This window comes from Novosphingobium aerophilum (assembly GCF_014230305.1).
Lineage (GTDB): Bacteria > Pseudomonadota > Alphaproteobacteria > Sphingomonadales > Sphingomonadaceae > Novosphingobium > Novosphingobium aerophilum.
In genome coordinates this window covers 305016-331107 of the sequence record NZ_JACLAU010000001.1, presented here as the reverse complement: position 1 = coordinate 331107, position 26092 = coordinate 305016, and the positions used below count along the sequence as shown (strand labels likewise).

At 68.9% G+C, this 26092-nt stretch carries 28 protein-coding genes; 13 read left to right on the top strand and 15 right to left on the bottom strand.

From position 1 onward, the window contains the following. Positions 1-17: 17 nt before the first annotated feature. From H7F49_RS01480 to H7F49_RS01470, 3 genes are read left to right on the top strand one after another with little or no spacing between them, the layout of a single operon-like run. The gene (locus H7F49_RS01480; RefSeq protein WP_185681772.1) at positions 18-320 is read left to right on the top strand and encodes a DUF1330 domain-containing protein; all 303 of its coding nucleotides are present in this window, start codon (positions 18-20) and stop codon (positions 318-320) included. A 19-nt stretch (positions 321-339) separates the two neighbouring features. Next, a complete protein-coding gene (locus H7F49_RS01475) occupies positions 340-951 on the top strand; it encodes a MarR family winged helix-turn-helix transcriptional regulator (protein ID WP_185681771.1) in 612 nt (203 codons plus the stop codon). Positions 952-1004: 53 nt separating this feature from the next. Continuing rightward, positions 1005-2441 (top strand): aldehyde dehydrogenase family protein, encoded by a 1437-nt coding sequence (locus tag H7F49_RS01470; RefSeq protein ID WP_185681770.1) that lies wholly within the window; start codon positions 1005-1007, stop codon positions 2439-2441. A gap of 5 nt (positions 2442-2446) precedes the next feature. Here the strand turns inward: H7F49_RS01470 and H7F49_RS19740 are convergent, their stop codons facing one another. Genes H7F49_RS19740 through H7F49_RS01450 form a run of 5 tightly spaced genes read right to left on the bottom strand, consistent with a single transcriptional unit; the run spans position 2447 to position 5330 of the window. Beyond that, the gene (locus H7F49_RS19740) at positions 2447-2857 is read right to left on the bottom strand and encodes an SDR family NAD(P)-dependent oxidoreductase (RefSeq protein ID WP_268958920.1); all 411 of its coding nucleotides are present in this window, start codon (positions 2855-2857) and stop codon (positions 2447-2449) included. Continuing rightward, positions 2854-3219: an SDR family NAD(P)-dependent oxidoreductase gene (locus H7F49_RS19735; protein WP_328806437.1), complete on the bottom strand. Its 366-nt coding sequence runs from the start codon at positions 3217-3219 to the stop codon at positions 2854-2856. Before H7F49_RS19735 ends, H7F49_RS19740 begins: the two co-directional genes overlap by 4 nt. Next, positions 3216-4043, bottom strand: coding sequence for a sugar phosphate isomerase/epimerase family protein (locus H7F49_RS01460; protein ID WP_185681769.1), 828 nt, complete (start codon positions 4041-4043; stop codon positions 3216-3218). Before H7F49_RS01460 ends, H7F49_RS19735 begins: the two co-directional genes overlap by 4 nt. Positions 4044-4068: 25 nt before the next feature. Then, positions 4069-4866, bottom strand: a complete 798-nt coding sequence (locus H7F49_RS01455; protein ID WP_185681768.1) for an SDR family NAD(P)-dependent oxidoreductase — start codon at positions 4864-4866, stop codon at positions 4069-4071. Next, a complete protein-coding gene (locus tag H7F49_RS01450; protein WP_185681767.1) occupies positions 4863-5330 on the bottom strand; it encodes a VOC family protein in 468 nt (155 codons plus the stop codon). Before H7F49_RS01450 ends, H7F49_RS01455 begins: the two co-directional genes overlap by 4 nt. 147 nt (positions 5331-5477) lie before the next feature. On the opposite strand from H7F49_RS01450, the gene H7F49_RS01445 reads away from it, so the two are divergent. From H7F49_RS01445 to H7F49_RS01435, 3 genes are read left to right on the top strand one after another with little or no spacing between them, the layout of a single operon-like run. Further along, complete coding sequence (locus H7F49_RS01445) at positions 5478-6302, top strand: SDR family NAD(P)-dependent oxidoreductase (protein WP_185681766.1); 825 nt, start codon at positions 5478-5480, stop codon at positions 6300-6302. An 11-nt stretch (positions 6303-6313) separates the two neighbouring features. Continuing rightward, a complete protein-coding gene (locus H7F49_RS01440; protein ID WP_185681765.1) occupies positions 6314-7321 on the top strand; it encodes a zinc-dependent alcohol dehydrogenase in 1008 nt (335 codons plus the stop codon). Positions 7322-7323: 2 nt separating this feature from the next. Continuing rightward, positions 7324-8583 carry an MBL fold metallo-hydrolase gene (locus H7F49_RS01435; RefSeq protein ID WP_185681764.1) on the top strand — a complete coding sequence of 420 codons (1260 nt, stop codon included), beginning with the start codon at positions 7324-7326 and terminating at the stop codon, positions 8581-8583. Here the strand turns inward: H7F49_RS01435 and H7F49_RS01430 are convergent, their stop codons facing one another. Then, positions 8584-9216: a TetR/AcrR family transcriptional regulator gene (locus H7F49_RS01430; RefSeq protein WP_185681763.1), complete on the bottom strand. Its 633-nt coding sequence runs from the start codon at positions 9214-9216 to the stop codon at positions 8584-8586. Between the two features lie 107 nt (positions 9217-9323). On the opposite strand from H7F49_RS01430, the gene H7F49_RS01425 reads away from it, so the two are divergent. From H7F49_RS01425 to H7F49_RS01415, 3 genes are all read left to right on the top strand, one after another. Next, positions 9324-9650 (top strand): 2Fe-2S iron-sulfur cluster-binding protein, encoded by a 327-nt coding sequence (locus H7F49_RS01425; RefSeq protein WP_185681762.1) that lies wholly within the window; start codon positions 9324-9326, stop codon positions 9648-9650. A 14-nt stretch (positions 9651-9664) separates the two neighbouring features. Next, the gene (locus H7F49_RS01420) at positions 9665-10912 is read left to right on the top strand and encodes a cytochrome P450 (RefSeq protein WP_185681761.1); all 1248 of its coding nucleotides are present in this window, start codon (positions 9665-9667) and stop codon (positions 10910-10912) included. Positions 10913-10975: 63 nt separating this feature from the next. Beyond that, on the top strand, positions 10976-12121 hold the full coding sequence (locus H7F49_RS01415) for a sulfotransferase family protein (RefSeq protein WP_185681760.1): 1146 nt from the start codon (positions 10976-10978) through the stop codon (positions 12119-12121). A 24-nt stretch (positions 12122-12145) separates the two neighbouring features. Here H7F49_RS01415 and H7F49_RS01410 read toward each other — a convergent pair whose 3' ends face one another. The 4 genes from H7F49_RS01410 to H7F49_RS01395 all read right to left on the bottom strand — a co-directional run bounded on the left by H7F49_RS01410 (position 12146) and on the right by H7F49_RS01395 (position 16931). After that, complete coding sequence (locus tag H7F49_RS01410; protein WP_185681759.1) at positions 12146-13252, bottom strand: alpha/beta hydrolase; 1107 nt, start codon at positions 13250-13252, stop codon at positions 12146-12148. Positions 13253-13370: 118 nt separating this feature from the next. Further along, complete coding sequence (locus tag H7F49_RS01405; protein WP_185681758.1) at positions 13371-14171, bottom strand: sterol desaturase family protein; 801 nt, start codon at positions 14169-14171, stop codon at positions 13371-13373. Positions 14172-14229: 58 nt separating this feature from the next. After that, positions 14230-15354, bottom strand: coding sequence for an FAS1-like dehydratase domain-containing protein (locus tag H7F49_RS01400; RefSeq protein ID WP_185681757.1), 1125 nt, complete (start codon positions 15352-15354; stop codon positions 14230-14232). A gap of 17 nt (positions 15355-15371) precedes the next feature. After that, positions 15372-16931, bottom strand: coding sequence for an acyl-CoA synthetase (locus H7F49_RS01395; RefSeq protein ID WP_185681756.1), 1560 nt, complete (start codon positions 16929-16931; stop codon positions 15372-15374). 82 nt (positions 16932-17013) lie between these two features. On the opposite strand from H7F49_RS01395, the gene H7F49_RS01390 reads away from it, so the two are divergent. Further along, the gene (locus tag H7F49_RS01390) at positions 17014-17778 is read left to right on the top strand and encodes an IclR family transcriptional regulator (protein ID WP_235981516.1); all 765 of its coding nucleotides are present in this window, start codon (positions 17014-17016) and stop codon (positions 17776-17778) included. Positions 17779-17790: 12 nt separating this feature from the next. Here H7F49_RS01390 and H7F49_RS01385 read toward each other — a convergent pair whose 3' ends face one another. Further along, on the bottom strand, positions 17791-18561 hold the full coding sequence (locus H7F49_RS01385; protein WP_185681754.1) for a thioesterase family protein: 771 nt from the start codon (positions 18559-18561) through the stop codon (positions 17791-17793). Next, positions 18558-19211 carry a TetR/AcrR family transcriptional regulator gene (locus H7F49_RS01380; protein ID WP_185681753.1) on the bottom strand — a complete coding sequence of 218 codons (654 nt, stop codon included), beginning with the start codon at positions 19209-19211 and terminating at the stop codon, positions 18558-18560. The genes H7F49_RS01385 and H7F49_RS01380 overlap by 4 nt, the downstream gene beginning before the upstream one ends. Before the next feature lie 102 nt (positions 19212-19313). Here H7F49_RS01380 and H7F49_RS01375 point away from each other — a divergent pair, with 102 nt between their 5' ends. The 3 genes from H7F49_RS01375 (at position 19314) to H7F49_RS01365 (ending at position 22488) form a co-directional block, all read left to right on the top strand. Continuing rightward, the gene (locus H7F49_RS01375; RefSeq protein ID WP_185681752.1) at positions 19314-20441 is read left to right on the top strand and encodes an acyl-CoA dehydrogenase family protein; all 1128 of its coding nucleotides are present in this window, start codon (positions 19314-19316) and stop codon (positions 20439-20441) included. A 91-nt stretch (positions 20442-20532) separates the two neighbouring features. After that, positions 20533-21297 (top strand): SDR family NAD(P)-dependent oxidoreductase, encoded by a 765-nt coding sequence (locus tag H7F49_RS01370; protein WP_185681751.1) that lies wholly within the window; start codon positions 20533-20535, stop codon positions 21295-21297. 30 nt (positions 21298-21327) lie between these two features. Next, a complete protein-coding gene (locus H7F49_RS01365) occupies positions 21328-22488 on the top strand; it encodes an acetyl-CoA C-acetyltransferase (RefSeq protein ID WP_185681750.1) in 1161 nt (386 codons plus the stop codon). 376 nt (positions 22489-22864) lie between these two features. Here the strand turns inward: H7F49_RS01365 and H7F49_RS01360 are convergent, their stop codons facing one another. From H7F49_RS01360 to H7F49_RS01350, 3 genes are all read right to left on the bottom strand, one after another. Next, positions 22865-23836 carry an acyl-CoA dehydrogenase family protein gene (locus H7F49_RS01360; RefSeq protein ID WP_185681749.1) on the bottom strand — a complete coding sequence of 324 codons (972 nt, stop codon included), beginning with the start codon at positions 23834-23836 and terminating at the stop codon, positions 22865-22867. Between the two features lie 22 nt (positions 23837-23858). Next, positions 23859-25007 (bottom strand): acyl-CoA dehydrogenase family protein, encoded by a 1149-nt coding sequence (locus H7F49_RS01355; RefSeq protein ID WP_185681748.1) that lies wholly within the window; start codon positions 25005-25007, stop codon positions 23859-23861. 93 nt (positions 25008-25100) lie between these two features. Continuing rightward, the gene (locus tag H7F49_RS01350) at positions 25101-26003 is read right to left on the bottom strand and encodes a LysR substrate-binding domain-containing protein (protein WP_185681747.1); all 903 of its coding nucleotides are present in this window, start codon (positions 26001-26003) and stop codon (positions 25101-25103) included. Positions 26004-26092: the final 89 nt, after the last annotated feature.

The following is a 26092-nucleotide window of genomic DNA, read 5'->3' as shown; positions in this document are numbered from 1 at the left end:
CTAGGAAAGCACCGCCCATGAAGGCCTATGTCATCGTCTACCGCGAAAGCCCCGTGCGCGATCCTGCCGCGATGGAGGTGTACAGCCGCACCAACCGCGAGAATGCCGCGACCTTCATGAACGAGCACGGAATCAAGCCGCTCAGCATCTACGGCCGGGTCGAAGCGCTCGAGGGGCCCGCCCCGGACGGCGTCAACCTGCTGGAGTTCCCGAGCATGGCTGCGGCAAAGGCCTGGTACGAGAGCGAGGCCTACCAGTCGGTGCTGGCGCTGCGGCAGGGCGCCGCCGACTGGCGCATCACCATTGTCGAGGGACTGTAGCGACCCCGGCCGCCGCGCCATGGCCCCTATCGCTTCCCGGCCCGTCCCCCAGCTCGACGCGGGCAAGGCCTTCTTCGGCGACATGGGCTTTGCGGTCGATCACCTGGGGCCGCTCTGGCATCTGCTCAAGGCCGCCCAACTGGTCATGAGCGACCTGGACCGGATCGCCAGCGAACAGGGGCTCAGCTATGCCGATTTCCAGTTGCTCGGCGCCCTGATGATGGCCGCGCCCGATCCGGTCCGCGCCGCCACCCTTGCCGCCGCGCTCAACGTGTCAAACCCGGTGCTGTCGTTGCGCTCGGCCAGGCTCGCCGCGATGGGACTGATCGAGCGCGTCCAGCAGGGATCCGACCGGCGCACCCGGCCGATGCGGCTGACCCCCGAAGGGCGGGCCCGGACCGAGATCGTCGCGCGCGAACTGGAGCGTCGCGGGGCTTTCGTGCGCCATCTGGCGCAGCTCGATGCGGCCGACCGTGCCACGCTCGAACGGGTGCTGCGCGACATCCACGAGCGGATGGACCGAGACTATCTGCCCAGCCCCCGGTCGGCCGGGGATCGTCGCTGCGAAACCTTGACGCAAGACCGGCCGACGAAACGGAATCGGGTCGCCAAGCCTCGGACGATTGACTAGCCCCGGGTTCGACCGAGCCGATCGCACGGGCCGCAACCAAGAAGGACCGAACCTTGCCCCACGTCCCGGACACCTACCCGCTTTACCTGAACAACCGAGCGGTGCAGCCGAATGCGGATCTGGCGGTGACCGACAAGTTCACCGGCGAGGTGGCGTTCCGGGTGGCGCTGGCCACTCCGGACATCATCGAGGCGGCGATCGCGGGAGCGGAGCGGGCGGCACCGGCCATGGCGGCCATGGCGAGCTACGAGCGGCAGGCGGTGCTCGATCACTGCGTCAAGCGCTTCCGTGAGCGCTTCGACGAGCTGGCCTGGGCGCTCTGCATCGAGGCGGGCAAGCCGCTGGCCGATGCCGAGGGCGAGGTGACCCGGCTGATCGACACCTTCCGCATCGCCGCCGAGGAGGCGACGCGCAATTACGGCGAGGTCCAGCCGCTCGACATCTCGCCGCGCGCGAAGGGCTATCTGGGGATGTGGAAGCGCGTGCCGATCGGTCCGTGCAGCTTCATCAGCCCGTTCAACTTCCCGCTCAACCTGGCCGCGCACAAGATCGCCCCGGCCATCGCGGTGGGCTGCCCCTTCGTGATGAAGCCCGCCAGCCTGACCCCGCTCGGCGCGATCATCATCGGCGAGGTGCTGGCCGAGACGAACCTGCCCGAGGGCGCCTTCTCGATCCTTCCCGCCAGCCGTGACGGGGCCGACCTGTTCACCACCGACGAACGGCTCAAGCTGCTGTCGTTCACCGGCTCGCCCGAGGTCGGCTGGGCGCTGAAGGCGAAGGCCGGGAAGAAGAAGGTCGTGCTCGAACTGGGCGGCAATGCCGCCGTGGTGATCGACCGCGACGCCGATCTGGATCATGCGCTCGCGCGGGTGGTGTTCGGTGGCTACTACCAGTCGGGCCAGTCGTGCATCCACGTCCAGCGGGTGATCGTCCACGAGGACATCTACGACACCTTCCGCGACCGGCTGGTCGCCAAGGTCAAGGCGCTCAAGTCCGGCGATCCCAAGAGCCGCGAGACCTTCATCGGCCCGATGATCTCGGTCAAGGAGGCACAGCGGCTGAAGGGCTGGATCGATCAGGCCGTGGCCGGGGGCGCCACCCTGCTGGCGGGCGGGGGCTGCGAAGGCGCCATGCTCGAGGCGACGCTGGTCGAGAATTGCGGGCGCGACACCGACCTCTACCGCGAGGAGGCCTTCGGGCCGGCGGTGATCCTCTCGCGCTTCCGCACCTGGCACGAGGCCATCGCCGAGGTCAACGACAGCAAGTTCGGGCTGCAGGCCGGGCTGTTCACGCGCGACATCCACAAGGTGCTGGACGCCTGGGACCGGCTCGAGGTGGGCGGCATCGTGGTCAACGACGTCTCGTCCTACCGGGTCGACAACATGCCCTATGGCGGGGTCAAGGATTCCGGCCTCGGCCGCGAGGGCGTGCGCTTCGCGATGGAGGACATGACCGAAATCCGCAACCTGGTGATCCGCCGCGACGGCTGACGGGTTCAGCGCATCCGGGCGGCCAGCGCCAGCAGTGCCTGATCGCGGGGCATGGCCAGCAGCCGGTCGAACGTCGCCCGGTAATGCTCGCTGCTGATCAGGGTCGGCCCCTCGGCGATCCGGTCGAGCGCCATGGCGGCCACCGCGGCGGGCGGCATGACATGCGGCATGCGCGCGGCATCCAACCCCATTCGGGCGAGCGCCGGGGTGTCGGTCGCGCCCGGACAGAGCGTCAACACGTCGATCCCATCCTGGCGCAGCTCGGCCCACAGCGCCTCGCCCAGGGCCCTGACCAGAGCCTTGCTGGCCGAATAGGCCGCCGACCACGGGCAGCCGATCAGGGCCTCGACCGAACTGGTCAGGATCATCCCGCCGCGGCCCCGCGCGCGCAGGCGCGGGATGAAGGCCCGGGTCAATTGCAGCGGGCATGGCTGTTGACCATCAGCATAGCGGAAAGCTCGACCGGATCGATCGCGGCGTGATCGCCCTTCAGGCTGAACCCGGCATTGCTCACCACCAGCCCGATATCCTCCTGCGCCGTCGCGGCGGCGATGACATCGGCGGCATCCGGCCGGACCAGATCGACGGCCAGCGGCACGGCGCGGACGCCATGGCGCGCGGCCAGATCCACCGCCACGGCGCCGAGCCGGTCGGCATCGCGCGCGACCAGCACCAGATCGAACCCGCGCGCGGCCAGGTCGGCGGCAAAGGCCTGGCCGATCCCGGACGAGGCGCCCGTCACCAGCGCGACCGGCCCATGGCGCTGCCGATCGGTCACGCGGTCGTCCCCCGTGCCGCCGCCAGCAGTTGACGGGTGGCGGCCACGCACCGGGCCAGGCGCTCACGCGCAGGCTGGCCGGCGAGGGCCGCGGCGCGCTGCGGGATCTCCAGCGCATAGACCCGGTCGGGCGGCAGCACCGCAAGCAGGGCGGCAAGGTCCAGTTCCCCCTCGCCCGGGACCATCCGCTCGAACATGGCCTCTTCTTGATAGGAGGCGAAGCGGGGCGCACGCGGGGCATCGCTGATCTGGACATAGTCGATCAGGTCCGGATCGAGTGCGGCCAGATCGTCCGGCCCCGACCCGGACCGGACAAGATGCATCGTGTCGATCAGCAGGCGGAAGTCGGGCCGGCCGACGTGGTCGACGGCCGCCAGCGCCGTGGCGAGATCGGGCACGGTCAACCCCGGAGCCAGCTCGACCGTGGTGACCATGCCGCGCTGGGCGGCCAGTTCGGCCAGCTGCGCGAACTCGTCGAAGCTGCGGGCCCGGTCGGGGTCCATGCTCACCGTGTTGACCCGGGTCACGCCCAGCTCGCGGAAAAGATCCAGGTCGGCGGCAAAGTCCACCGCGCTGCGCCCGGGCCGGATCGTCAGCCCCTCGCCCAGCGCGATCGACACCCCGGTATCGCGCAGCGCGGCGATCAGATTGCGGCGCAGCCCCGCGTCTTCGCGCAGCGAGTAGGGCGGATGGGCCTCCACCCCGAAATCGAAGCTGGCCAGCCCGGTCGAGACGTGCTGGCAGCCCAGTTCCGCCGCCAGTTCGACAAAGTCCACCGGGGGAAGCCCGAACACGCTGATCATCTCGATGCCGATCGCGGTCATGGGTTCCCCTCCGGTCCGGCGCGACTCATGCCAGCAGATCGCGGGTCTGGGGTTCGAGCGAGCGGGTCATGATCTCCACCGCCTTGCGCCGGGGCATGGCCCGCATGGCCTGGAAGCTGGGGAGATGGTCGGGCGGCACCAGCACCGGACCCTCGCCCAGGTTGGCCAGCGCGAAATCGACCACCTCCTCGGGCTCGGCGGCGGGGACCCCGGTGTTGGCGTGCAGTTCGGTCCGTTCCAGCGCCGGAGTGCGGGTGCGGCCGATCATCAGCGCCGCCACGTCGATGCCGTGCGGGCTGAGTTCGGCCCAGAGCCCTTCGGCGAAGGTCTGGGTGTAGCTCTTGACCGCACTGTAGACCGCCAGGTTCTTGCAACCCGCGATCGCACCGAGCGATCCGACCAGAATGATCGCCCCGCGCCCCCGCGCGACCATGCCCCGGGCATAGTGCTGCGCCAGCAGGGTCTGGCCGAACACGTTGAGGCGGATGTTGGCGAGCGCCGCCTCGGGCGCCTGGTCGATCAGCGACACCGGGCCCCCAGCCGAGCCGGCGTTGTAGACCAGCATGCCCACGTCCAGCCCCTCGGTGGCCCGGGCGATGGTGCCAGCGGCCTCCTCGGTCGACAGGTCGAGCGCCAGCGTGCGCACCTCGACCCCGTGGGCCGCGCGCAGCGCCGCCGCCGTCGCCTCGAGCCGCGTGGCGGTGCGGGCGACGAGGACCAGGTTGATCCCGGCCGCCGCGAGCCGGTCCGCGAAGACCGCCCCGACCCCCTCGGAGCCACCGGGGATGACCGCCCAGGGACCGCAGCGTTCGGCGAGGGTCATGCCGGCAGTCCGCCGATCTGCGCCCAGCGCTCGTCGGTCATCCAGACATACTCCAGATAGTGCCCGAAGGCGGCGCGCGCATCGATGTAGAGGAACTTCAGCGCATCGCCGGGAATGGCCCGCTCGATCACCACCGGCAGATCCTGACGCGCCAGCGCATCGCGGAACGTATCCCAGTCATCCACCCGCATGGCGACGTGGTGATGGCGCATCGGCTCCGCGCCCGCCTCGCCATAGAGCCCGGTCTCGTCGAGGATCGGCTGGATCAGCTCGAACTGCATGTTGCCCTGCCAGACGAAGGCGAGCTTCGTGACCTGGCGCCTGGGGCCGGCGGGGGTGTCGGGGGACTGGTCGGCCTCGAACGGGCCGATCACGCGGACATCGCCGCGCCGGCGGAATTCGGCCACCGCGGCGTCGATGTCGCGGCAGATGTAGCCGTTCTGGAAAATCGTTCCGGTGATCATGTCTGTTCTCCCGGATCGGGAGGCTAACAGCCCGCGCCCGGGCCTGTCGCCCGGCGCCAGGCAATCATCGCCGCCACGATCCACATCGGGCTGGCGCGCGCAGGGCGGCATGGGCCACCATCGACGCAAGAACCAAGGAGGATGACGATGGCGCAGGGACTGTTCGACTGTTCGGGCAAGGTGACGCTGGTGACTGGCGGCAACGGCGGCATTGGCCTGGGCTTCGCCCGCGGCGTGGCCAAGATGGGCGGCGATATCGCGATCTGGGCCCGCAATGCCGAAAAGAACGCCGAGGCCAAGGCCGAGCTCGAAGCCGCTGGCGCCGGCCGGGTGATTGCCTACCAGGTCGATGTCGCGTCGGAGGAGGCCATCGTCGCCGGCTATGCCCGGCTGCTCGAGGACTTCGGGCGGGTCGACTGTGTCTTCGCGAACTCGGGCCGGGCCTCGCGCTCGCGCTCGGTGCTGACGCTGGACGCCAACGAATGGCACGATCTGCTGGCGGTCAACCTGCACGGCGCCTTCTTCACCCTGCGCGAAGGGGCCAAGGCCATGGTCGCCCGGGCCGAGGCGGGCGAGCCGGGCGGCAGCCTGGTCTATTGCGGCAGCCTGTCGATGGTCCACGGGATCGCCGGGATCAACAACTACGCCGCCTCCAAGGGCGGCATGGGCGCAGTGGTCCGCGGCATGGCGGCGGAACTGGGCAAGTTCCAGATCCGCGCCAACACCATCGCCCCGGGCTACATCAAGACCGGCATCGGCGCCGATCAGGGCATGACGGAGGAGATGAAGGCGCGCATGGCCCAGGTCGACGCGCACTTCTCGGCCAAGACCCCGATCCACCGTCCCGGCCGGATCGAGGACTTCGAGGGGATCGGCGCCTATCTCTGCTCAGATGCCTCTTCGTTCCATTCGGGCGACACGATCTTCATCGACGGGGCGAGCCACATCCACGCTCCTTACGCGTTCAACTGAAGGACCAGCCGATGGGCCACCTGCTGACGATCCACGACGTCAACGACGTCCGGCTGGACGATTACATCCGCCCCGAACCCGGCCCGGCCGACGTGCTGGTGCGGATGAAGGCCTGCGGCATCTGCGGCAGCGACCTGTCCTACATCAAGCATGGCGGCATCCCCCGGCCGGGAACCCTGACCGCGCTGGGCCATGAGGGCGCGGGCGAGATCATCCATGTCGGCGCCGAGGTGAGCGGGATCAGCCTGGGCCAGCCGGTGATCATCAACCCGATGAACACCCCCAGCTACATCGGCAGCGGCGGCCCCGAGGGTGCCTTCACCGAAGAGCTGCTGGTGCGCGAGGCGCGGCTGGGGGATTCGATCCTGCCGATCCCGGCCGGCGTGTCCTACGAAGTGGCCGCGATGTGCGAGCCGCTCGCCGTGGCGATGCACGGGGTCAATCGCGCCGGGGCCAAGGCCGGGGACAAGCTGGTGGTGTTCGGCTGCGGCCCGATCGGGCTGGGCATGGTGATGTGGGCGGTCGACCGGGGCTGCGACGTGATCGCGCTCGACCTCGCCGAGGAGCGTCTCGAGCGGGCCCGGGCGCTCGGCGCGCGCACGATCAATCCGGCCCGCGAGGATGTCGAGGCGCGGATCAAGGCGCTGCATGGGACCGAGACCTGCTTCGGGCGGGAAAAGGCCGGGACCGACGCCTATATCGACGCTGCGGGAGCCCCGACGATCCTGGCGCAGGTGGTGGGCCTGGCCAAGCGCCACGCCCGCCACGTCATCACGGCGGCCTACCTCAAGCCGGTCGAACTGCCCGCCGGGCCGATGCTGACCACCGAAATGACCATCACCACCGCAGTCGGCTATCCGGACGAGTTTCCGGACGTGATCGCCGCCATGCCGCGCCTGCAGGACAAGATCGCGGCACTGATCAGCCACCGGCTGCCGTTCGATCGGGTGCTCGACGGGCTCGACATCGCCGCGACCCCGCAATCGGCCAAGGTCATGATCACGTTCGGGGAGGATTGAGCATGGCGTCCGACACTCCAGATCAGGGGAAAAGCCCCGCCCTGGCCGGTCTGGTCCGCGCCGGCGATGTCCAGACGGCGGCGATCGCGATCACGCCCTTCGTGTTCCAGGTGAATGACATATCCAACCTCTACCTGGTCACCACCGCCGACGGCGACGTGATGGTCAACACCGGCTTCATGGACAACACCGAACGCAACATCGCGCTGCTGGCCCCGCACCGCACCGGTCCGCTGCGCAAGATCGTGCTGACCCAGAGCCATGCCGATCATTTCGGCGGCGTCGACGCCTTCCGCGAGGCAGGCACCGAGGTGATCGGCGGGCCCGGCTTCGACGAGGCCTGGGGGGACATGAAGCGGCTCCAGCCGTTCTTCGGCCCGCGCAGCGCCAAGCTGTGGGCCAGCACCCTGCGCCGCGGCGGCACGCCGAAGCTGCCGCCCGAGGTCAAGCCGGACCGGCTGGTCGACCGGGTGCTCGACTTCACGGTCGGCGGCCGCCGGTTCGAGCTGATCCACGCCCCCGAAGGCGAGACGGTCGACAACCTGATCGTCTGGCTGCCCGATGACCGGATCGCCTTCACCGGCAATCTCGTCGGGCCGGTCTGGCTGTCGATGCCGTTCTTCTGCACCCTGCGCGGGGACAAGCCGCGCGCGGTGTGGAACACGCTCAAGGCACTGCGCAAGCTGCGCGACCTCGCGCCCGAGATCGTCATCACCGGCCACGGCGACCCCATCCGCGGCGCCGAGCGCATCGCGGCCGACGTCGACCGGATGATCGGGGCGATCGAATGGGTCCGCGACTTCACGCTCGAAGGGATGAACGCGGGCAAGACCGTGCACGAACTGATGCGCGAGGCGCGCCTGCCCGAGGCGCTGACCATCGGCGAGTTCCACGGCAAGGTGAGCTGGGCGGTCAAGACGATCTGGGACGAATATGCCGGGTGGTTCCACTACGAGGACGGCACGACCGAGCTTTACGGCGTCCCGCGGTCGGCGATCCATGCCGATCTGGTCGCCCTGGCCGGGGCCGATGCCCTGGCGCAACGGGCCGAGGCCCATTGCACCGCCGGGCGGCCGCTCGAAGCCATCCACCTGATCGACATCGTGCTGGGGGTCGAGCCCGGGCACCGCCCGGCGCTGGCGGTCAAGCTGGCGGCGCACCAGCAGCTGCTGGCCCAGGCGACCACCGGCAACCTGTCCGAGACGATGTGGCTGCGCTCCGAAATTGCCGATGCCGAGCGGCGCCTGGCCGAAGCCGAGTGATCACCCGGCGATCGCCCGGCGGCTGAACTCCCAGATTTCGGCCGCGAGCTGTTCGCGCCGCTGCCGGTCGGCCTCCTCGGCCAGGAGCTCGGCATGGACGGTGGTGGAGACCAGGTTGTAGACCAGCACCGCGAGCTGCCGCGCGTCGGCGCGGCGCACCTCGCCCAGGGCCATGCCGTTCGCCAGCTCGCGCGCGATCAGCGCGACCAGCGGTTCGATCGCTCGCTGCAACTGGCGCGGCCGGGTCTCGGCGAGGCGCAGGTGCTCGCGCGAGAGCGCGGCGCTGCGGCGGCTCAGCTCCCAGTGGCCGTCCGCGGCATGGCCGGCCCGGCCCAGCACGATCCCGCAGACGATCCGCTGCAACCGCTCCAGCGGGCTCGACAGCCCCTCGGTTTCGGCGGCGAAGCGCCGGGCGGCCTCGCTCAGGCTCTTCTCGAACACCGCCAGGACCAGCTCGTCCTTCCCCGCGAAGCGATCGTAGAAGGCGCGCCGGGCAAGCCCGGTCCGCGCGAGCACGGCGCGGATCGTCAGGCCCTCCAGCCCGACTTCGTCCAGCAGCTCGTCAGCACACCGGACGATCGCGTCGGCCCGCTCGTCCTGGCCTGCCGGCACGGCAACCGCCTGCCCGTTCACACGTCCTCCCTCGTTCGTCGGGGCTTCCCATGCCACGCTAATGCGGTATACCGCCAGTGTCGAGAACAGTGTTCTCAACCCACAAACCGATGCGGAGAAGATTGGCGATGGGCAAGGTAACCTACGTGGCGGTGGACGGCACGCGGCACACGATCGAACTGGCCGATGGCGAGAACGTGATGCGTGGCGCGCTGTACAACGAGATCGACGGGATCATCGGCGAGTGCGGTGGCGGACTGGCCTGCGCCACCTGCCATTGCTACGTCGACGAGACCTGGGCCGATCGCCTGGGGCAGCCCGCCACGCGCGAGGAGAGTGAGCTGCTCGAGGCCGCCTCGGCGCCGCGCCGGCCGACCAGCCGGCTCTCTTGCCAGATCGTGATGGCCCCGGAGTTCGACGGGCTCGTCGTCCACCTTCCCGAAACCCAGTACTGAGCGGAGCACCCCCGATGGCGATCGACGTCCTCAACCCCACCCCGCCCGACTTCAAGCGTGTCGCCGGGATGGACCAGGTTCCCCCGCACGTCCCGGCCGAGCTGGTGCATTCCGCCGGGATCACCTTCGGCCCCGAGTTCCTGGCCGCGCCCCACGCCTACATGGCGGCGATGCACGAGAAGTTCCCGCCGCTCTATTACGACGTCAGCCCCTTCGGGAATGCCTGGCTGGCGATCAAGCACGAGGATGCGCTGAAGGTCCTGCGCAATGCGGAGGTCTTCTCGAACGAGGGCGCCACCCCGTTCCCGCGCGACCCGGATGACTACTTCTACTTCATCCCGCAGGAAATCGACCCGCCGCAGCACCGCAAGTACCGCAACATCGTCGATCCGATGTTCTCGCCGCAAGGCGTGCTGAAGCTCGAGGCGACCATGCGCGAGCTGGCCAACGAGCTGATCGACGAGATCATCACCAAGGGCGAATGCGAGTTCACCACGGCCTTCGGCCGGCCCTTCCCCGTCACGATCTTCCTGCGGCTGATGGGGCTGCCGGTGGAGATGACCGACACCTTCGTCGATTGGGCCGTGTCCCTGCTGCACAGCAACGACCGGGCGATCATGGCCGAGACGATGACCAAGATCTCAGCCTACCTGAAGTCGGCGATCGAGGAGAAGAAGCGCCAGCCCGACGAGGGCGTGGTCAGCCGGATCGTCCATGCCCAGATCGATGGGCGGCCGATGCATGACAAGGAGATCTTCGGCTTCGTCATCTTCCTGTTCATCGGCGGGCTCGACACGGTGTTCGCCACGCTCAACAACATCTGGCTGTGGCTGGCCAACAACCCCGACCGGCGCCGCGAGATGATCGCCGATCCCGGCAACATCAACGCCCAGGTGGAAGAGCTGCTGCGGGTCCATTCGGTGACGTTCTCGGGCCGGACGATCGTCAAGGACCACGAGATGCGCGGCGTGCAGCTGAAGGCCGGCGACAAGATCACCTGCATCCTGCCGGCCTGCAATTTCGATCCCGATGTCTTCCCGAACCCGACCGTGGTCGATTTCCACCGGCCCAAGCAGATCATCCTCGCCTTCACCGTGGGCGTGCACAGCTGCATGGGTGCGCACCTCGCCCGGCTCGAGACCAAGGTGGCAATCCAGGAATGGCTGAAGCGCATTCCCGATTTCGCGATCAAGCCGGGGGCGGAAATCGTCTATCGTCCGGGCGGCGTGGTCGGTCCGCACCATCTGCCGCTGGTGTGGTGACGCCACGGCGATGATTGGGCCGCGCCGGTTGTCTGGCGCGGCCCCGTTCCATAGCCTGCCGTCATGCTCGACACAGAAACTCTGCTCGCCGCCGCCCGCGAACAAACCGGCCTGTCCGACTTCGGGGATCCCAGCTTCCGCGAAGGGCTCGACGCTCTGGTCGATGCGCTCAACCGCGAAGCCAGGCTGAGCGAGGCCGGGGTCGGCCGCGTGGCCGGCAGCATCGTCACCACGCTGGCGCAACGGTTGCAGGTCGAAGATTACCTGAAGGCGAACCCGGCGCTGCTCGACGCGCCGATCGAACGGCCGACCTTCCTGTTCGGACTGCCGCGGACCGGCACGACCCTGGCGATCAACCTGCTGTCGGCCGATCCCGCGCGGCGCGTGTTCATGCGCTGGGAGGCCTTCAACACCGTGCCCCCCGCCGCCCCCGGCGCATTGCGCAGCGATCCGCGCTGTCTGGCTGAACAGGCCCGGCTCGACGGCAGCAAGCAGTACCTTCCGCACATCGCGGCGATGCACTGGGAGAACGCCGACAGTTCGACCGAGTGCCAGTTCGCGATGTCCCCCAGCTTCTGCGCGCAGCTGTTTGAATCGCAGTACCACGTGCCGAGCTACAGCGACTGGCTCCACAACGCCGACTATGTGCCCGCCTTCCGCTATCACAAGCGGCTGATGCAACTGCTGCAGGGCAACAACCCCGGGCACTGGACGTTCAAGAACCCGTGGCACCCGCTGTTCCTCGAGGGGCTGACCACGGTCTACCCGGACGCGCAACTGATCATGACTCACCGCGATCCGGCCGATGTGGTCGCCTCGGCCTGCAGCCTGATCTTCGCGGTGCGCAAGATGTTCAGCGACGAGGTGGACCCCATTGCCTGCGGCACGGCCCAGCTGCGCACTTTCGACGCGATGATCGCGCGGGTGCGTGCCTTTGAGGACAAGCATGGCCGCGATGCGATCCACCACATCGAATACAAGGCGCTGACCGGCGATCCGATCGGGGAAATGCGCAAGGCCTATGCCCGGTTCGGGACCCCGTTCACCGCCGAGGTCGAGGCCGCGATGCAGGGCGTGCTGGACGACAATCCGCAGGGCAAGCACGGCAAGCACGAGTACCGTCTGGAGGACTATGGCCTGACCCGCGAGCAGGTCTACGATCACTTCGGCGACTACATCGAACGCTACGGCATCGCCATCCGGCGCTGACCCGACGGCTCCCGATCCAGCGGATCAGCCCGGGCCCGTGCCCAGGTTCCGCCGGAAATGGGCCACGATCGCGGCATAGGCGTCGCGCGATTCCGGCAGGTCGGGCTGGTACAGGTAGCAGTGGCCCATCGCCTCGCCGACGATCAGGGTCGATGCCACGCCGGCCCGCAGCAAGGCCGAGTTGGTCACGATCGCCGGGCTCAGGTCCATCGCCCGCGTGCCGGTGATCAGCAGCGTCGGCGGGAACTTCGCCATGACCTCGGGATGCAGCGCCGGGGAGACCACCGGATCGCCGAAGTCCGCGCCGTCGAAGTACCCGCGCGTCAGGTCGGTCGCCGGGGAGCCGTCGGCCGGCGGCGCCGGAAAGGTGCCGTCGACATAGCCGGCGATATAGGCCGAATCGCCCGACTGGAAACGCACCCCGCCCGCGCCGAAGATGCCGATCGCGCCCGCCTGGGGAAGACCCCGCATCGGAAGGGCGGCGGCGGCCTGGGCCGTCAGGTTGCCCCCGGCCGAGCAGCCGTAGATGCCGATGTGGCGTGGCCGGTATTGGCCCGCGAGGGCCCGGTAGACCGAGACCACGTCCTCCAGTCCGGCCGGGTGGCGATGCTCGGGCGCCATGCGGTAATCGATCGAGACCACGCGGTAACCGCCCAGCGCGGCGATCGGGATCGATTCCACCAGGGCGCAGGCGTCCCAGCACAGGCTGAAGGCGCCGCCGTGGAGGTTGATCAGCACGCGCCGCGGATCGACCGGCTTGCCCTTGGGCGTGACCACCTTGGCGCGGACCCCGCCGATCACCGTATCCGTTATGTCGACGGGATAGAGCGCCTGCATGCGCGCAATCCGCGGAGCCATGGCCGCGTTGAGCTGGGCGCGCCGAACGGCGATGTCGGGTTCCTGTGACGTGCCCTGGGCCACCGGCATGCGCGCCCGCATCGCCTGCTGCCGGCGCGCCTCGGGGCTCGACAGGACCGATGGCGGCAGGGTGAAGGGCGGGACGCGGGCGGTGCCGTCGGGTGCGAAGGTGGGGGCGTTCGGCGGTGCATCGGCCGCAGGCTGGGCGCCCAGCGGCGCGCCTGCCGCCGCGACTAGAACCAGACCCGCGAGGGCTTTCCACTGTCCCGGCATAACCTCACCCCCTTGTTCTGGTGGGGTCAGCTTATGGACCGGGCCTGGTCTGGCAAAGAGCCGGCACCATCGCCGGGGCGGTTTCGCGCGGGCCGTCAGCGGCCGGGCAGTCGCCCGGTCAGGACGCCACCGCGCCGCGCGGCGGGGTGGTGGAGGAACGATCGCCGATCGCGGCCATCTCGTCCTCGTACTTGGGCCGCATGGTCCCGCAGAGGCGGTCCCAGATTGTGGTGTAGCCGCCGAAATTGACCCGGAAGTACTTGTGGTGCTGATCGTGGAAGGTCGCGGTGATGAACCACTTCGTCGCCCAACTGCGGTTCCACCAGCGCGGCAGGAACTCGTAGCCCGAATGGACATAGAGCCCCATGAGCACGTTGGTTGGCGTGATCAGCGCCATGGTGTGCTCGTGGACTGGCCAGACAAAGGCCATGGCGGTCAGGAACAGCGGGACGAAGCCGCCGTTGACCAGCGATTCCAGCGGATTGACCGAGAAGGTGGTGAGCAGGTTGGGCGAGGTCGAGAAGTGGTGCAGCTTGTGCACCCAACTGTAGACCGGCTCGTTGTGCATCCAGCGGTGCAGCCAGTAGAACCAGGTGTCGAACAGGAAGAAGTACAGGGCGTACTGGATCGCCACCTGCCACCAGCTCACCGGACCCTTGGCGACGCTGATCCACCCGTGGGCCAGCAGCCAGGACATGGCGCCGCCGATCAGCGCGCCGGAGATCGCGACGTTGAGCACCGCGAACAGGCCCTCGTTGCGGAAGGTCTTCCACTTGAAGCCGCGCGGCTGAATCTTGCGCGCCTTGAAGAAGCCGGTCCACACGCCGGCGATCACGCCCGCGCCCAGGAACAGGGCGAACCACAGACGAATCGCCTGTTCGCCATTGAACAGGAAAAGAACCTGATCCCAGGGATTCATATCGCTTGCCGTGTCCATGCTGGGGCCCTCTCCCGCAGGAGAGGGCCGGTGCTGTCGTTCAGCCCTTGCTGGGCAGTTCCGCGATGGCCGTGCCGAAGGCCGAGACCTCGCCGCGATGGGTCAGCGCCTGCTGCTGGATCTCGACATACTTCTTGCCGTTCTCCTCGAACTTGCGCGTCACGCTGCCGTCGATGAAGATCACATCGCCATCGGGGTTGTGGCGGCGGATCTGGCACTTCGACTTGTGCAGGAAGCCGTCGTCGCCGATCCAGTTGGTGATGTGGTGAGTCAGCCAGGAATTGCGCTCCGGACCGTAGTCATAGGCCCCGGGGGCACCGACCTCGAGCGCGAAGGCCTCGTCCCAGTGGACCCGCTCGGGGCAATCGGGGACGTTGAAGCGGTTCTTGATGCCCAGGCCCGGATGGGCCTGCTGCATCTTCCAGGCCAGCTTGTTGGCGCGGATGTACAGCCCGCCCCAGCCCTGGGCATAGCAGATGAAGCCGGTGACGGTCATCGGCCCCTTCATCATCCGCGGCAGCTCGTCACCAACGTTCACGTCCTCCCAGTAGCGCGGCGTGGCGCCCCGGATTTCCTCGTTGGCGTAAAGCTTGCCCCATTCGGCGAGCTGCTCGTCGGTGAACGGCTCGACCCGGCCGCGCGCTTCGGTGTACTTGGTGCCGCGCTCGCGCGCTTCGTCGCGGTCGGTGCGGAACACCCAGCTGTCGGCCTCGCAGACCAGATCGCCGTGCTGGTTGTAGAAGTCGACATGATAGATCTGCTGGAACGAGCGCCCGGCGAACCTGGTCTGGTGCTCGACCAGATCCTTCAGGTAAGCCTCGGTGCGGATCGTGTCGTTGCGCAGCACCGGCTTGTGCCAGGTCCAGTCGGCACCGGCCCACATCGCGTGCACGCCCGACAGGCCGCCGCAATAGCCCGAGATGATCCGGCTGGTGGTGAACAGGAAGCTCGGCAGGGCCACGATCGAGCCGTACTTGGTCTTGGCGGCGTAGTCGGGATCGGTCCACAGCGGATTGTCGTCGCCGATGCCATGAGCATAGTGGCGGATCGCATCGCGCGTGGCTTCATAGTTCCACGGCTCGACCGTGTTCTCGATCTTGATGCCGATGCGGCTGCGCAGGTCGGCCAGGCCTTCCTCGGTGATCTTGGGGAATTTGGCGCTCATTGGGTTCTCTCCTGAAATCAAGCAGCGGCGGCGGCTGCCGCCTCGCGGTCGCGCAGGACCTTGCGGTTGACCTTGCCGGCCGGGTTCTTGGGCAGCTCGTCGACGAATTCGACGATCCGCGGAAATTCGTGCTGGGCCAGCTTCTCGCGGGTGAAGTCCTGCAGCGCGCGGACCAGCGCGTCGCTGCCCGGTTCGCGCGCGATGACGAAGGCCTTGACCACCTGGCCGCGCTGCTCGTCCGGGACCCCGATCACCGCGCATTCGAGCACGGCGGGATGCTTGAGCATGGTGTTCTCGATCTCGACCGCCGACAGGGTCCAGCCGGCCGAGATGATCACGTCGTCGGCCCGGCCGCAGTGATAGAAATAGCCGTTCTCGTCGATCCGGGCGCGGTCCTTCGTGGTCATCCACGCACCACCGCGCCACAGCATCAGCTCGCCCACCTCGCCCGGCGCGCAGGCCGTGCCGTCCGGACGCTGGACCTCGAGCCGCTGGCCCGGGATCGCCTTGCCGAGCGACCCCGGCTTCACCATGAAATCGTCGGCGCCGGGATAGTTGACCAGCACCACGCCGATCTCGGTGGTGCCGTACATCGAGCAGGCCGGCACCTTGAAATGGGCATCGATCCATTCGAGCGTGGCCGGGTCGATCGGCTCGCCGGTGTAGGACAGCTTGTTGAACCGGAAGGTGAAATCACCCCCACGGCCGGAGTTCTTCATCATCCGGTAGTGCGTGGCCGCGGCCGACATGTTGGTGATGCCGAAGCTGTCGAGCGCCTGCAGCAGCCGCACCGGATCGAAGCGGCCGGCGAAGGTGCCGGTGGTCACCCCCAGCGCCAGCGGAGCGAGCGTGCCGTGCCACAGCCCGTGGCCCCAGGCCGGGGATGACGGGCAGAAGAACTCGTCGCCGGGGCGGATCCCGGTGCCGTAGAGCGCGGCGAACATCAGCGTGACGATCGCGCGGTGGCTGTGCCGGACCGCCTCGGGCAGTTCGCGGGTCGTGCCGCTGGTATACTGGAACACCGCGATATCGTTGGCCTGCGACCGTGCGTCGATGCGGTCGGGGAAGCCTGCCAGCGAGGCGAGGAACGCGTCGTCGGCGACGATCACCCGCGGCCCGTTAAGCGAGCGGGCGAGTTGGGCCTTCTCCGCATTGGTGACCAGGATCGACGGGCGGCAATCGTCCACCCGCAGGCGCAGCGCATCGGGGCCGAACAGGGTGAACAGCGGCACCGAGATGGCCCCGGTCTGCATCGCCCCGAACAGGCAGACATAGAAGGGCAGCGACGGCTCGAGCATGAAGGCGATCCGTTCGCCCGGCTGAATACCCTCGGCGATCAGCCAGTGCGCGAAGCGGGCGGCACCGGCGGCAATCTCGTCAAAGCTCAGGATTTCGTCGCGCCCGTCGGCATGGGCGATCCGCACGGCCGGGCGGCCGGAGCCATCGGCATGCCGGTTGATGCATTCATGGGCGATATTGAGATGCTCGCGATCGCCATCGAACAGGGCCCACAGGGCCTCGGGGCGGGCATGGGCCTGGGCGTCGGCATAGCTGGTGAGTTCGGTCAGCTTTGGCATGACCGCTCCCTGCCACACACGGCTTGACGTTGTAAATATAGAATGTTATTCGCTATATTGAATGATAAGGACGACAGCCCCCTTGCCTCAACCCGCCTCCAAGGCCCCGGCCATCACCCGGGCTGCCGCGATTCTCCGCCACCTGGGGCGCAGTCCCGTGCCCCTGGGGGTCAATGCGATCGCGCGGGATCTGGCGCTGGTGCCTTCCACCTGCCTCTACGTCCTGCGGGCGCTGGTCGATGAGGAGCTCGTCGCCTTCGATCCGGCGACCAAGCGCTATGCGCTGGACGCCGGGATCCTCACCCTCGCCCGCGGCTGGCTGCGCAATGACCGGTTTGCCGATCTGGCCCAGCCGCTGATCGATCGCGTCGCGGCGCGCCACGGGGTCACGGTGCTGGCGGTCCAGATCGTCGGGCTCGAACACATCATTGTGATCGCCAGGGCGCTCGGCGCCGGCGGATTCCAGATCAATGCCGAAGTCGGGAGCCGCTTTCCCGCCCTGCTCAGCGCGACCGGACGCTGCATCGCGGCCTTCGGCAATCACTCTCCGGCGGCCATCGAAGCGCGCTTCGGCGGGTTGCGCTGGGATGATCCGCCCAGCTTCACCGAGTGGTCGCGCGAGGTCGAGGAGACCCGGACGCGGGGCTATGCGATCGATGACGGCCGCTACATCGCGGGAGTCACCGTGGTGGCCGCCCCGGTGTTCCGCACCCCCGCCGGGCCGAGCCACGCCCTGGCCGCGGTCGGACTGAGCCGCTCGGTCCGGGTCAACGGGGTCGATGCCCTGGGCCAGGCCCTCGCCGAGGCGGGCCAGGCCCTGTCCGCGCGGCTGTCGAGCCAGGGCTGACCGGAGCGGCGCTCAGCTCCGCGTGTTGGCAACCGCCGTGGTGCTGGCCAGGCCGATTGGCCCGCTCTGGTCGTAGACCCGGCAGGTTCCGATCGCGCGGCCCGCGGCCTCGTCGTGAAGCAGCGCATCGAGCCCGATCCACTCGCCATCGGGCGGGCGGTAGAGGTGCAGCGTCACATCGGTGTTGATGTAGCCGATCCCGACATCCGCCGCATGGACCCATGGGCTGGCCGTGTCGGCGATCGCCGCGACCCGGCTGAAGGGGGTCAGCGGCTCTCCGGCCACAGTTTCGACCGTGGGACGGATCCAGACCCGGCGCGGCCCGACGGCGCCGAGCGTGCCCGCGATCAGGCGCCATTCGGCCAGCCGCATGTGATGCTCGTCCGGCAGGCTGGTGAGGGCATCGGGCGCGGGCACCTGCCACGGTGGCAGACCCGGCCAGACCTGCCCGGGGGCCGGCGGACGCTCGCGCAGCAGTTGGCAGGTCGCCCGGGCATACTCGTCGCCATGCAGGGTGAGGATGGCCTCGATCAGCCGCAGCCGCCCGCCGTCGCGCACCACCCGGGTCTCGATATGCAGCGGCTCGCGCGGGGGCAGCCGGTGCATGTCGACCGTCAGGCGGGCGGGCCAGAGATCGGCGGCCCCATGGCGACGTTCGATCTCGTGCCCAAGCGCGGCCACGATCGCGCGACCGTCGATCGAATCGCTGCGCCAATAGCCGCGGGTGCGCTGCGCGGGAACGAGGACATCCCCCTTGCGCGAGAACAGGAAGGTGTCGGTCATGATCGCTCCGACGGGCTGTGCGCGGGACCGGGAACCGGCCGCGGATCGAGCCCGCGCAGCAGGACGTCGACCAGCGTCGCGGCGACCGCGTCGGGTGGCATGGCACCGGACGGGTCATGCCAGCGCGCCGGCCAGTTGAGCGCGCCGGCCAGCGCGAAGGCTGTCATCCGGACATCGGTTGCGGCGATGGTTCCATCGGCGATCGCATCGCTCAGAAGCTGTCGCAGCGCGCTGTCGATCTGCCGCTTGAGTGCGCGGAACCGGGGCCGGCTCTCCGCCGAGAGCGCCTCCTCGCCGGTGCGGATCACGCAGCGGCCGAAATCGTCCATGTTGATTTCGGCATAGCGCCGCAGGAACCGGGCCAGCCGGGCGCGTCCCGATCCCTCTTCGGTGCGCGCCTCGGCCGCGGCATCGAGCAGCTGATTGAGCCCGATCGTGACGCATTCGAGCAGGACCTGATCCTTGCTCGCCAGATAGTGGTATATCGTCCGCTTCGAAATGCCGAGGCTGGTCGCGACATCGTCCAGCGAGGTGGCGTGAAAGCCGCGCTCGTTGAACATCCGCACTGCGGCGCGCAGCACGGCATCGCGCTTGGCGGCGCGGTCTGCGGCACGCTGGGCCGGAGAGCGGAACGGTGAGTCTGGCAGCATCGTCGATCCCGGGGCTCGCCCGAACGGGCCAGCCTCCGTTTCTTGACGTGAAACCGTGAAGAGCGCAATACACTCGCGAGTGCACATTTAACTGGTGAGGTCATGATTCTCTCCGGAACGCAGCGGGCCGTCCGCGACGCCGTCCGCGACTATGCCCAGGCCGAGATCAGGCCCCACAGCATGGCCTTCGAGGCAGCCGGCGCCTTTCCCCCCGGCCTGTTCGAGCAGCTCGCCGGACTGGGGCTGATGGGCATGACCGCGCCCGCGGCGGTCGGCGGGGCCGAGACCGACTATGTGTCCTACGCCCTGGCGCTGATCGAGCTGGCCGCTGCGGACGGTGCGCTGTCGACCGTCGTCAGCATCCAGAACAGCCTGATCGTCGGCGGGCTGCTCAAGGACGGGTCCGCCGCGCAGCAGGCCCGGTTTCTGCCTGACCTGGTGGCGGGGCGGATGATCGGGGCCTTTGCGCTGACCGAGCCCGACGCCGGATCGGACGCCTCGGCGATCCGGACCCGGGCCCATCGGGTCGAGGGCGGCTACCGGCTGACCGGGGCCAAGCAGTTCATCACCTCCGGGCGGATCGCCGGGATCACCATCGTCTTTGCCGCGACCGATCCGGCCGCCGGCAAACGCGGCATCTCGGCCTTCATCGTTCCCACCGACAGTCCCGGCTATACGGTCGACAAGGTCGAGCACAAGCTGGGGCAGGCCGCGTCGGACACCTGCGCGATCCGTCTCGACGATGTCTTCGTGCCCGACGACCTGATGCTCGGTCAGGCCGGCGGCGGTTATGGGATCGCGCTGGGCAACCTGGAGGCGGGACGCATCGGCATCGCCGCGCAATGCATCGGCATGGCCGACGCCGCGCTGGGCATCGCGATCGACTATGCGCGCGACCGCAAGAGCTTCGGCAAGCCGATCCTCGAGCATCAGGCGGTGGGCTTCCGCTTGGCCGACCAAGCCGCAAAGCTGGAAGCGGCGCGGCAGCTCGTGCTGCACGCCGCGGCGCTCAAGGATGACGGACAGCCGTGCCTCAAGGAAGCCTCGATGGCCAAGCTGGTCGCTTCGGAAACGGCTGAGAGCGTGGTCTCGGCCGCGCTGCAGACGCTGGGCGGCTACGGCTATCTGGAGGAATACGGCGTGGCCAAGATCTACCGCGACGTCCGGGTCTGCCAGATCTACGAAGGCACCTCGGACATCCAGCGCATGGTGATCGCGCGCGCGCTCTAGGTGCGTCGATCAGGTCGCCCGGCCGCATCGGGCACTACCCCCCAACCGCCCGCACGGGCCAACACAGTCCATCAGAAAGGCAGTCAGCAGCATGGAGATCAACGGTCTTGCCGCCATCGTCACCGGGGGCGCTTCGGGTCTGGGCGGGGCCACCGCCGCGCGACTGGCGCGGGCGGGCGCCCGGGTCACCCTGTTCGACCTCAACGCCCAGGCCGGGGAAGCCCACGCCAAGGCCATCGGGGGGCGCTTCCAGTCGGTCGACGTGACCAATGAAGCGGCGGTGGAACAGGCCATCGCCGAGGCGGAAGCCGCCCATGGCAAGGCCCGCATCCTGGTCAACTGCGCCGGTATTGCCCCGCCCGCCAAGGTGGTCGGGCGCGATGGCACGGCCACTCCGCTCGGCGATTTCGCCAAGGTCGTCCAGATCAACCTGATCGGCACCTACAACGTGCTGTCGAAGTTCGCCGCGCGCATTCACGATGCCGATCCGGTCGGCCCCGAGGAACGCGGCGTGATCGTCAACACCGCCAGCGTGGCCGCCTTCGAGGGCCAGATCGGCCAGGCCGCCTATGCCGCCTCGAAGGGGGGCGTGGCGAGTCTGACCCTGCCGGCGGCGCGCGAGCTGGCCCGCTATGGCATTCGCGTGGTGACCATCGCCCCGGGCCTGTTCCTTACCCCGATGATGGAAGGTCTGCCGCAGGAAGCCCAGGCCTCGCTCGCCACCCAGGTCCCCTTCCCCACGCGGCTCGGGCGGCCGGACGAATATGCCCTGATGGTCGAACAGATCATCGCCAATCCGATGCTCAACGGCGAAGTGATCCGGCTCGACGGGGCGATCCGGATGGCCCCGCGGTAAGCGCAGCGCGAGCGTAAGAGGAGAGCCGAGATGACCCAGGCTTACATTGTCGAGGCGGTGCGGACCGCCGGCGGGCGGCGCAAGGGTGCCCTGGCCGACTGGCATCCGGCCGATCTGGGCGCCGAGGTGCTCAACGCGCTGGTCGATCGCAGCGGGATCGATCCGGCGACGATCGACGACGTGATCCTGGGCTGCGTCACCCAGGCGGGCGAACAGGCCTTCGCCTTCGCCCGCAACGTGGTGCTCGCATCGCGGCTGCCCGACAGCGTGCCCGCGGTGACCATCGACCGGCAGTGCGGATCGTCGCAGCAGGCGATCCACTTCGCCGCGCAGGCGGTGATGTCCGGTGTGCAGGACATCGTCATCGCCGCGGGGGTGGAGAGCATGACCCGGGTGCCGATGTTCTCGAACATGACGCTGCATGAACGGGACGGGATCGGCACCGGGCCGTTCAGTTCGCGCATCCAGGAACGCTATGGCGTCGCCAGCTTCAGCCAGTTCACCGGGGCCGAGATGGTCGCGGCCAAGTACGGCCTGGATCGCGAAGCACTCGACCACTTTGCACTGGAAAGCCATCGCCGCGCCGCGGCCGCGACCGAGGCGGGCCATTTCGCCGCCGAGATCGTGCCGGTCATGACCGCCAACGGGGCCCACACGCGCGACGAGGGCATCCGCTTCGATGCCACGCTGGAATCGATCGCCTCAGTCAAGCTGCTGCAGGAAGGCGGGGTGATCTCCCCGGCCAATGCCAGCCAGATCTGCGACGGCGCCTCGGGCGTGCTGATCGTCAGCGAGCGGGCGCTCAGGGACCTTGGCCTCACCCCGCTGGCCCGCATCGTCAACCTGACCGTGACCGCCGGCGATCCGGTGATCATGCTGGAGGAACCGGTCTTCGCCACGCCGCAGGCGCTGCGCCGGGCGGGTCTGGCGCTGCACGAGATCGACCTGTTCGAGGTCAACGAGGCCTTCGCCTCGGTCCCGCTGGCCTGGCTCAAGGCGCTCGACGCCGACCCCGACCGGCTCAACGTCCATGGCGGCGCGATCGCGCTGGGCCATCCCCTCGGGGCCAGCGGCACCAAGCTGATGGCGACACTGGTCCATGCCCTGCGCACACACGGCAAGCGCTATGGCCTGCAGACGATGTGCGAGGGCGGCGGCATCGCCAATGTGACGATCATCGAGGCGCTGTGACCCCCGGCTGGCTCGCCCCGGGCCAAAGGCTGGCACCGGTTTCCGATTGAACGGCCGGTGAGGGTCGCCGGCGATCGGGCGCTATCGGGCGTGACCTCTGCCAGAGCAGGGCCTGGGCTCAACCGCTCGGCGGGGCGTCTGGTCCGGGGCGGGTAAGGCCGCTGACGCCCGGGTCAGGACGGGAGGGCCCACGCTGGTTCCGCACCCCCCCCGATGAGGCGGAGCGCGGTGTGGGGATATTCCGATCGTGTTGCTCGTGACCCTATTCGTCGAGCCGACCAAGATCCGCTCCTCACCAGCCCCTTGCATCAATCCCGGCCCTGACTGTGCCCACGCCGCAGGAGCCGATCCGACCGCTGGCCCGGCACCCGCGGGTTCAGGCGAACACCCGTGCCCGCACCCAGTCAACCGAGGGCGCCGGGTCCGCCAACCGCGCCCCGCCCAGCACGGCGGTCCAGTATCCCTCCGAGCCATCGGCCAGGCGCCATTCGTGGAGACGGCGCGTCAGCAACTGCAGTGCGAATTCCTCGGAGATGCCGATCGCACCGTGCACCGCGTGAGCCGTGTTGGCGATCCGCGGCGCCAAGGCCGAGGCGGTGGCCTTGGCCACGGCAGCCTGGAGCGGCGAGACCGTCAGCCCCGCCGCACAGCCCAGTTGCGCGGCGATGCGCGCGGCGATCATGTCTTCGGCCATCACCGCGAGTTGCTGTTGCAACGCCTGCTGCTTGCCGATCGGCTTGCCGAACTGCACCCGGTCGTTGGCATAGGCGGTGGTCTGCTCGGTCAACCGTGCCGCGGCGCCCGCGATCAGGGTGGCGCGCAGCACCGCCGCGATCGGGCGCAGCCCATGGTCGGGCCGGGCGACGGACAGGCCTTGCGGCGCGCCATCCCAGGTTATCCGCGCCGCCAGGTCGCGATGAACCCCGGTCACGGCTGGCGTCAGATCGTCCCGGGCGGCGAGCACGAGGGTGGTTCCCGTGTCCAGCAGGACATGCTCCGCCACCAGGCCCAGCGGCACGGTCTGTCCGGCCTGCGCCGAACCGGCGATGGCGATCGGCCCGCGCGGTGCCGCGATTCCCGCAGCCGCGATCAGCGCGCGGGCGACCATGGTCTCGGCAATCGGCAGCGGCACCGCCCGGGCTCCGGCGGCGGCGATCAGCGGTTCGACATCAGCCAGGGCCAGCCCAGACCCTCCGTGGGCCTCGTCCACCAGCGCATCGAGGAAGCCAGACTCGTCCAGATCGCGCCACATGGCAGCCGGCGAGGCGCCGGTTTCGATCGCCTTGATCGCCTCGGGCGTCGCCAGGCGTTCCAACAGACCGTCAAAAGGTGAGAGCAGCTCGTTCATCGCCTTGTCCTCCCTGCCCCAGTCACCGCAGACCCATGCCGCGGGCGATGATCCCGCGCAGGATCTCGCGGGTGCCGCCCCGCAACGAGAAGCTCGGGGCGATGTGCGTGACGTACATCAGCGCGCGGTAGAGGTCCGCGGACACCAGCTCGTCGGGATGGGCCGCCAGATCGTCGGCAATCGCCAACGGCAGGTCCTGCTCGAAGGTGGTGCCCCGGTCCTTGACGATGCTCGCCTCGACCACCGGGCTTTCGCCCAGGGCAAGGCGGGCCGTGCAGGCGATCGACATGGCGCGCAGCGTCGCCAGCTCGGCGGTCAGACGCCCGACCAAGGCATCGGCATCGCGCCGGCCCAGCGCCTGCAGGTGCGCCACCCAGGCGTCCAGCAGCACCACGCTGGAGTAGATCCGTTCCGGCCCCGAGCGCTCGAAGGCCAGCTCGGCGACCACCTGGCTCCAGCCTTCGCCCTCGCTGCCGATCAGCGCGTCCTCGCCCAGCTCGACATTGTCGAAGAACACCTCGGCGAAGTGGGCATCGCCGGTCAGGTCGACGATCGGGCGCACGGTCACTCCTGGCGCCTTCAGGTCGATGATCAGCTGCGACAGTCCGGCATTGCGGTCGGCCGCGGTGCCCGACGTGCGCACCAGGGCGATCATGCAGTCGGAATGCATGGCATTGGTGGTCCAGATCTTCTGCCCGTTGACCCGCCATCTCCCTCCGGCCGTGCGCTCGGCCCGGGTGCGGACACTGGCCAGGTCGGACCCCGAACCCGGCTCGCTCATCCCGATGCAGAACACCAGCTCGCCTCGACAGATGCGGGGGATGTAGGCTTGGCGTTGCGCCTCGGTTCCGAAGTTGAGGATCAGCGGCGCGCTCTGCCGGTCAGCGATCCAGTGGGCCGCCACCGGCGCACCGGCGCTCAGCAGCTCTTCCACCACGATGAACCGCTCGAACGGACCGAGGCCCCCGCCGCCGTACGCGGTCGGCAAGGTCAGGCCGAGCAGGCCCGCCGCACCGAGCGCGCGGCTGAAGGCCGAATCGAAGCCCTGCCACGACCGCGCCCGCCGTTCGAGCGGCAGGGTCGCAACATGACGCGCGATGATCTCGCGGACCGCCTGGCGCAAGCCGCCATGATCCTCGGGCAAGGTCGCGAATGCGAAGGTATCGAACACGGCAGAATCCTGATGTCGGCCTTGGACAAAATGGGGGCGGGTTGGGGTTCGCCCTAAGCAGGGATGCGCTGCCCTGGCCTGGCGTTCAAATATTTAATCGCTGTTTTGTGATATTGTTGAGGTATCGTCGCTGGCCAGGGACATGGCGATGAAGTTGCGCGCCAGCGGTCCCGCGTCCGGCCTGCAGGCAATGCCCATGTCGATCGGGATCGGCTCTTCCAGGGGAACCATCCGGACGCCGTCCGGCGCGGATCGCGAGGTGCGCCCGGGGACCAGCGCGACGCCCAGTCCGGCCTGGACCAGGCCGAGGATGGTCTGCACCTGAACCGCCTCCTGCGCGACCCGCGGCGTGAAACCGGCCCGCTGGCAGGCCAGACGGACCGTCGCGTTGAGCACGCTGACCGGGGTGTGGAGGATGAACGGCGTCTCCGCCAGAGCACCCAGGGGAATCCGGCCACCCCGCGCCACGGGCTCGAAGTGGGGCGGGAGGGCGGCAACCAGCTCGTCACGCTCGATCACCGCGATCTCGACCGGGCTCGCCTCCATCAGCGGCAGACGGACCAGGCCGACATCGACCGACCGGCTGGCGATGGCCCGGACGATCTCGACGCTGTTCATCTCCTGCAGCACCAGTTCCACCAGCGGCAGCGCCTGCCGGAACGGGGAAATGATCCGCGGCAGCAGCGAACCGACCGCCGAACCGATGAAACCGATCACCAGGCGGCCCCGCAGCCCGGCCGCGCCCTGGCGGACCGCCTCGCGCACCTGATCGGCCTGGGCCAGCGCCGCCCGCGCCGCCGGCAAGGCGGCGAGCCCGGCGGCGGTGAGCCGCACGCCGCGCGAATCCCGCTCGAACAGGGGCGCCCCAAGCTCGTCCTCGAGACGGCGGATGGCGACAGTGAGTGGGGGCTGCGACATCCCCAGGCGCTCGGCGGCGCGATGGAAGTTGAGCGTATCGGCGAGAACCGAGAAATAGCGAAGCTGACGGAGATCCATGATACCGATCGTCTATCACAAAACGGACAACTAATATTAGCGGCGCCAGGGGGCAAAGCATAGAACCGGCTTGCAACCGCTGTGAAAGG

What these genes read in the sequence shown, in the direction of transcription:
- H7F49_RS01480 (WP_185681772.1), top strand. Translation starts at nt 18, where the DNA reads ATGAAGGCCTATGTCATCGTCTACCGCGAAAGCCCCGTGCGCGATCCT.
- H7F49_RS01475 (WP_185681771.1), top strand. Translation starts at nt 340, where the DNA reads ATGGCCCCTATCGCTTCCCGGCCCGTCCCCCAGCTCGACGCGGGCAAG.
- H7F49_RS01460 (WP_185681769.1), bottom strand. Translation starts at nt 4,043, where the DNA reads ATGACCGCGATCGGCATCGAGATGATCAGCGTGTTCGGGCTTCCCCCG.
- H7F49_RS01455 (WP_185681768.1), bottom strand. Translation starts at nt 4,866, where the DNA reads ATGACCCTCGCCGAACGCTGCGGTCCCTGGGCGGTCATCCCCGGTGGC.
- H7F49_RS01450 (WP_185681767.1), bottom strand. Translation starts at nt 5,330, where the DNA reads ATGATCACCGGAACGATTTTCCAGAACGGCTACATCTGCCGCGACATC.
- H7F49_RS01445 (WP_185681766.1), top strand. Translation starts at nt 5,478, where the DNA reads ATGGCGCAGGGACTGTTCGACTGTTCGGGCAAGGTGACGCTGGTGACT.
- H7F49_RS01440 (WP_185681765.1), top strand. Translation starts at nt 6,314, where the DNA reads ATGGGCCACCTGCTGACGATCCACGACGTCAACGACGTCCGGCTGGAC.
- H7F49_RS01435 (WP_185681764.1), top strand. Translation starts at nt 7,324, where the DNA reads ATGGCGTCCGACACTCCAGATCAGGGGAAAAGCCCCGCCCTGGCCGGT.
- H7F49_RS01425 (WP_185681762.1), top strand. Translation starts at nt 9,324, where the DNA reads ATGGGCAAGGTAACCTACGTGGCGGTGGACGGCACGCGGCACACGATC.
- H7F49_RS01420 (WP_185681761.1), top strand. Translation starts at nt 9,665, where the DNA reads ATGGCGATCGACGTCCTCAACCCCACCCCGCCCGACTTCAAGCGTGTC.
- H7F49_RS01415 (WP_185681760.1), top strand. Translation starts at nt 10,976, where the DNA reads ATGCTCGACACAGAAACTCTGCTCGCCGCCGCCCGCGAACAAACCGGC.
- H7F49_RS01410 (WP_185681759.1), bottom strand. Translation starts at nt 13,252, where the DNA reads ATGCCGGGACAGTGGAAAGCCCTCGCGGGTCTGGTTCTAGTCGCGGCG.
- H7F49_RS01405 (WP_185681758.1), bottom strand. Translation starts at nt 14,171, where the DNA reads ATGAATCCCTGGGATCAGGTTCTTTTCCTGTTCAATGGCGAACAGGCG.
- H7F49_RS01400 (WP_185681757.1), bottom strand. Translation starts at nt 15,354, where the DNA reads ATGAGCGCCAAATTCCCCAAGATCACCGAGGAAGGCCTGGCCGACCTG.
- H7F49_RS01395 (WP_185681756.1), bottom strand. Translation starts at nt 16,931, where the DNA reads ATGCCAAAGCTGACCGAACTCACCAGCTATGCCGACGCCCAGGCCCAT.
- H7F49_RS01385 (WP_185681754.1), bottom strand. Translation starts at nt 18,561, where the DNA reads ATGACCGACACCTTCCTGTTCTCGCGCAAGGGGGATGTCCTCGTTCCC.
- H7F49_RS01380 (WP_185681753.1), bottom strand. Translation starts at nt 19,211, where the DNA reads ATGCTGCCAGACTCACCGTTCCGCTCTCCGGCCCAGCGTGCCGCAGAC.
- H7F49_RS01375 (WP_185681752.1), top strand. Translation starts at nt 19,314, where the DNA reads ATGATTCTCTCCGGAACGCAGCGGGCCGTCCGCGACGCCGTCCGCGAC.
- H7F49_RS01370 (WP_185681751.1), top strand. Translation starts at nt 20,533, where the DNA reads ATGGAGATCAACGGTCTTGCCGCCATCGTCACCGGGGGCGCTTCGGGT.
- H7F49_RS01365 (WP_185681750.1), top strand. Translation starts at nt 21,328, where the DNA reads ATGACCCAGGCTTACATTGTCGAGGCGGTGCGGACCGCCGGCGGGCGG.
- H7F49_RS01360 (WP_185681749.1), bottom strand. Translation starts at nt 23,836, where the DNA reads ATGAACGAGCTGCTCTCACCTTTTGACGGTCTGTTGGAACGCCTGGCG.
- H7F49_RS01350 (WP_185681747.1), bottom strand. Translation starts at nt 26,003, where the DNA reads ATGGATCTCCGTCAGCTTCGCTATTTCTCGGTTCTCGCCGATACGCTC.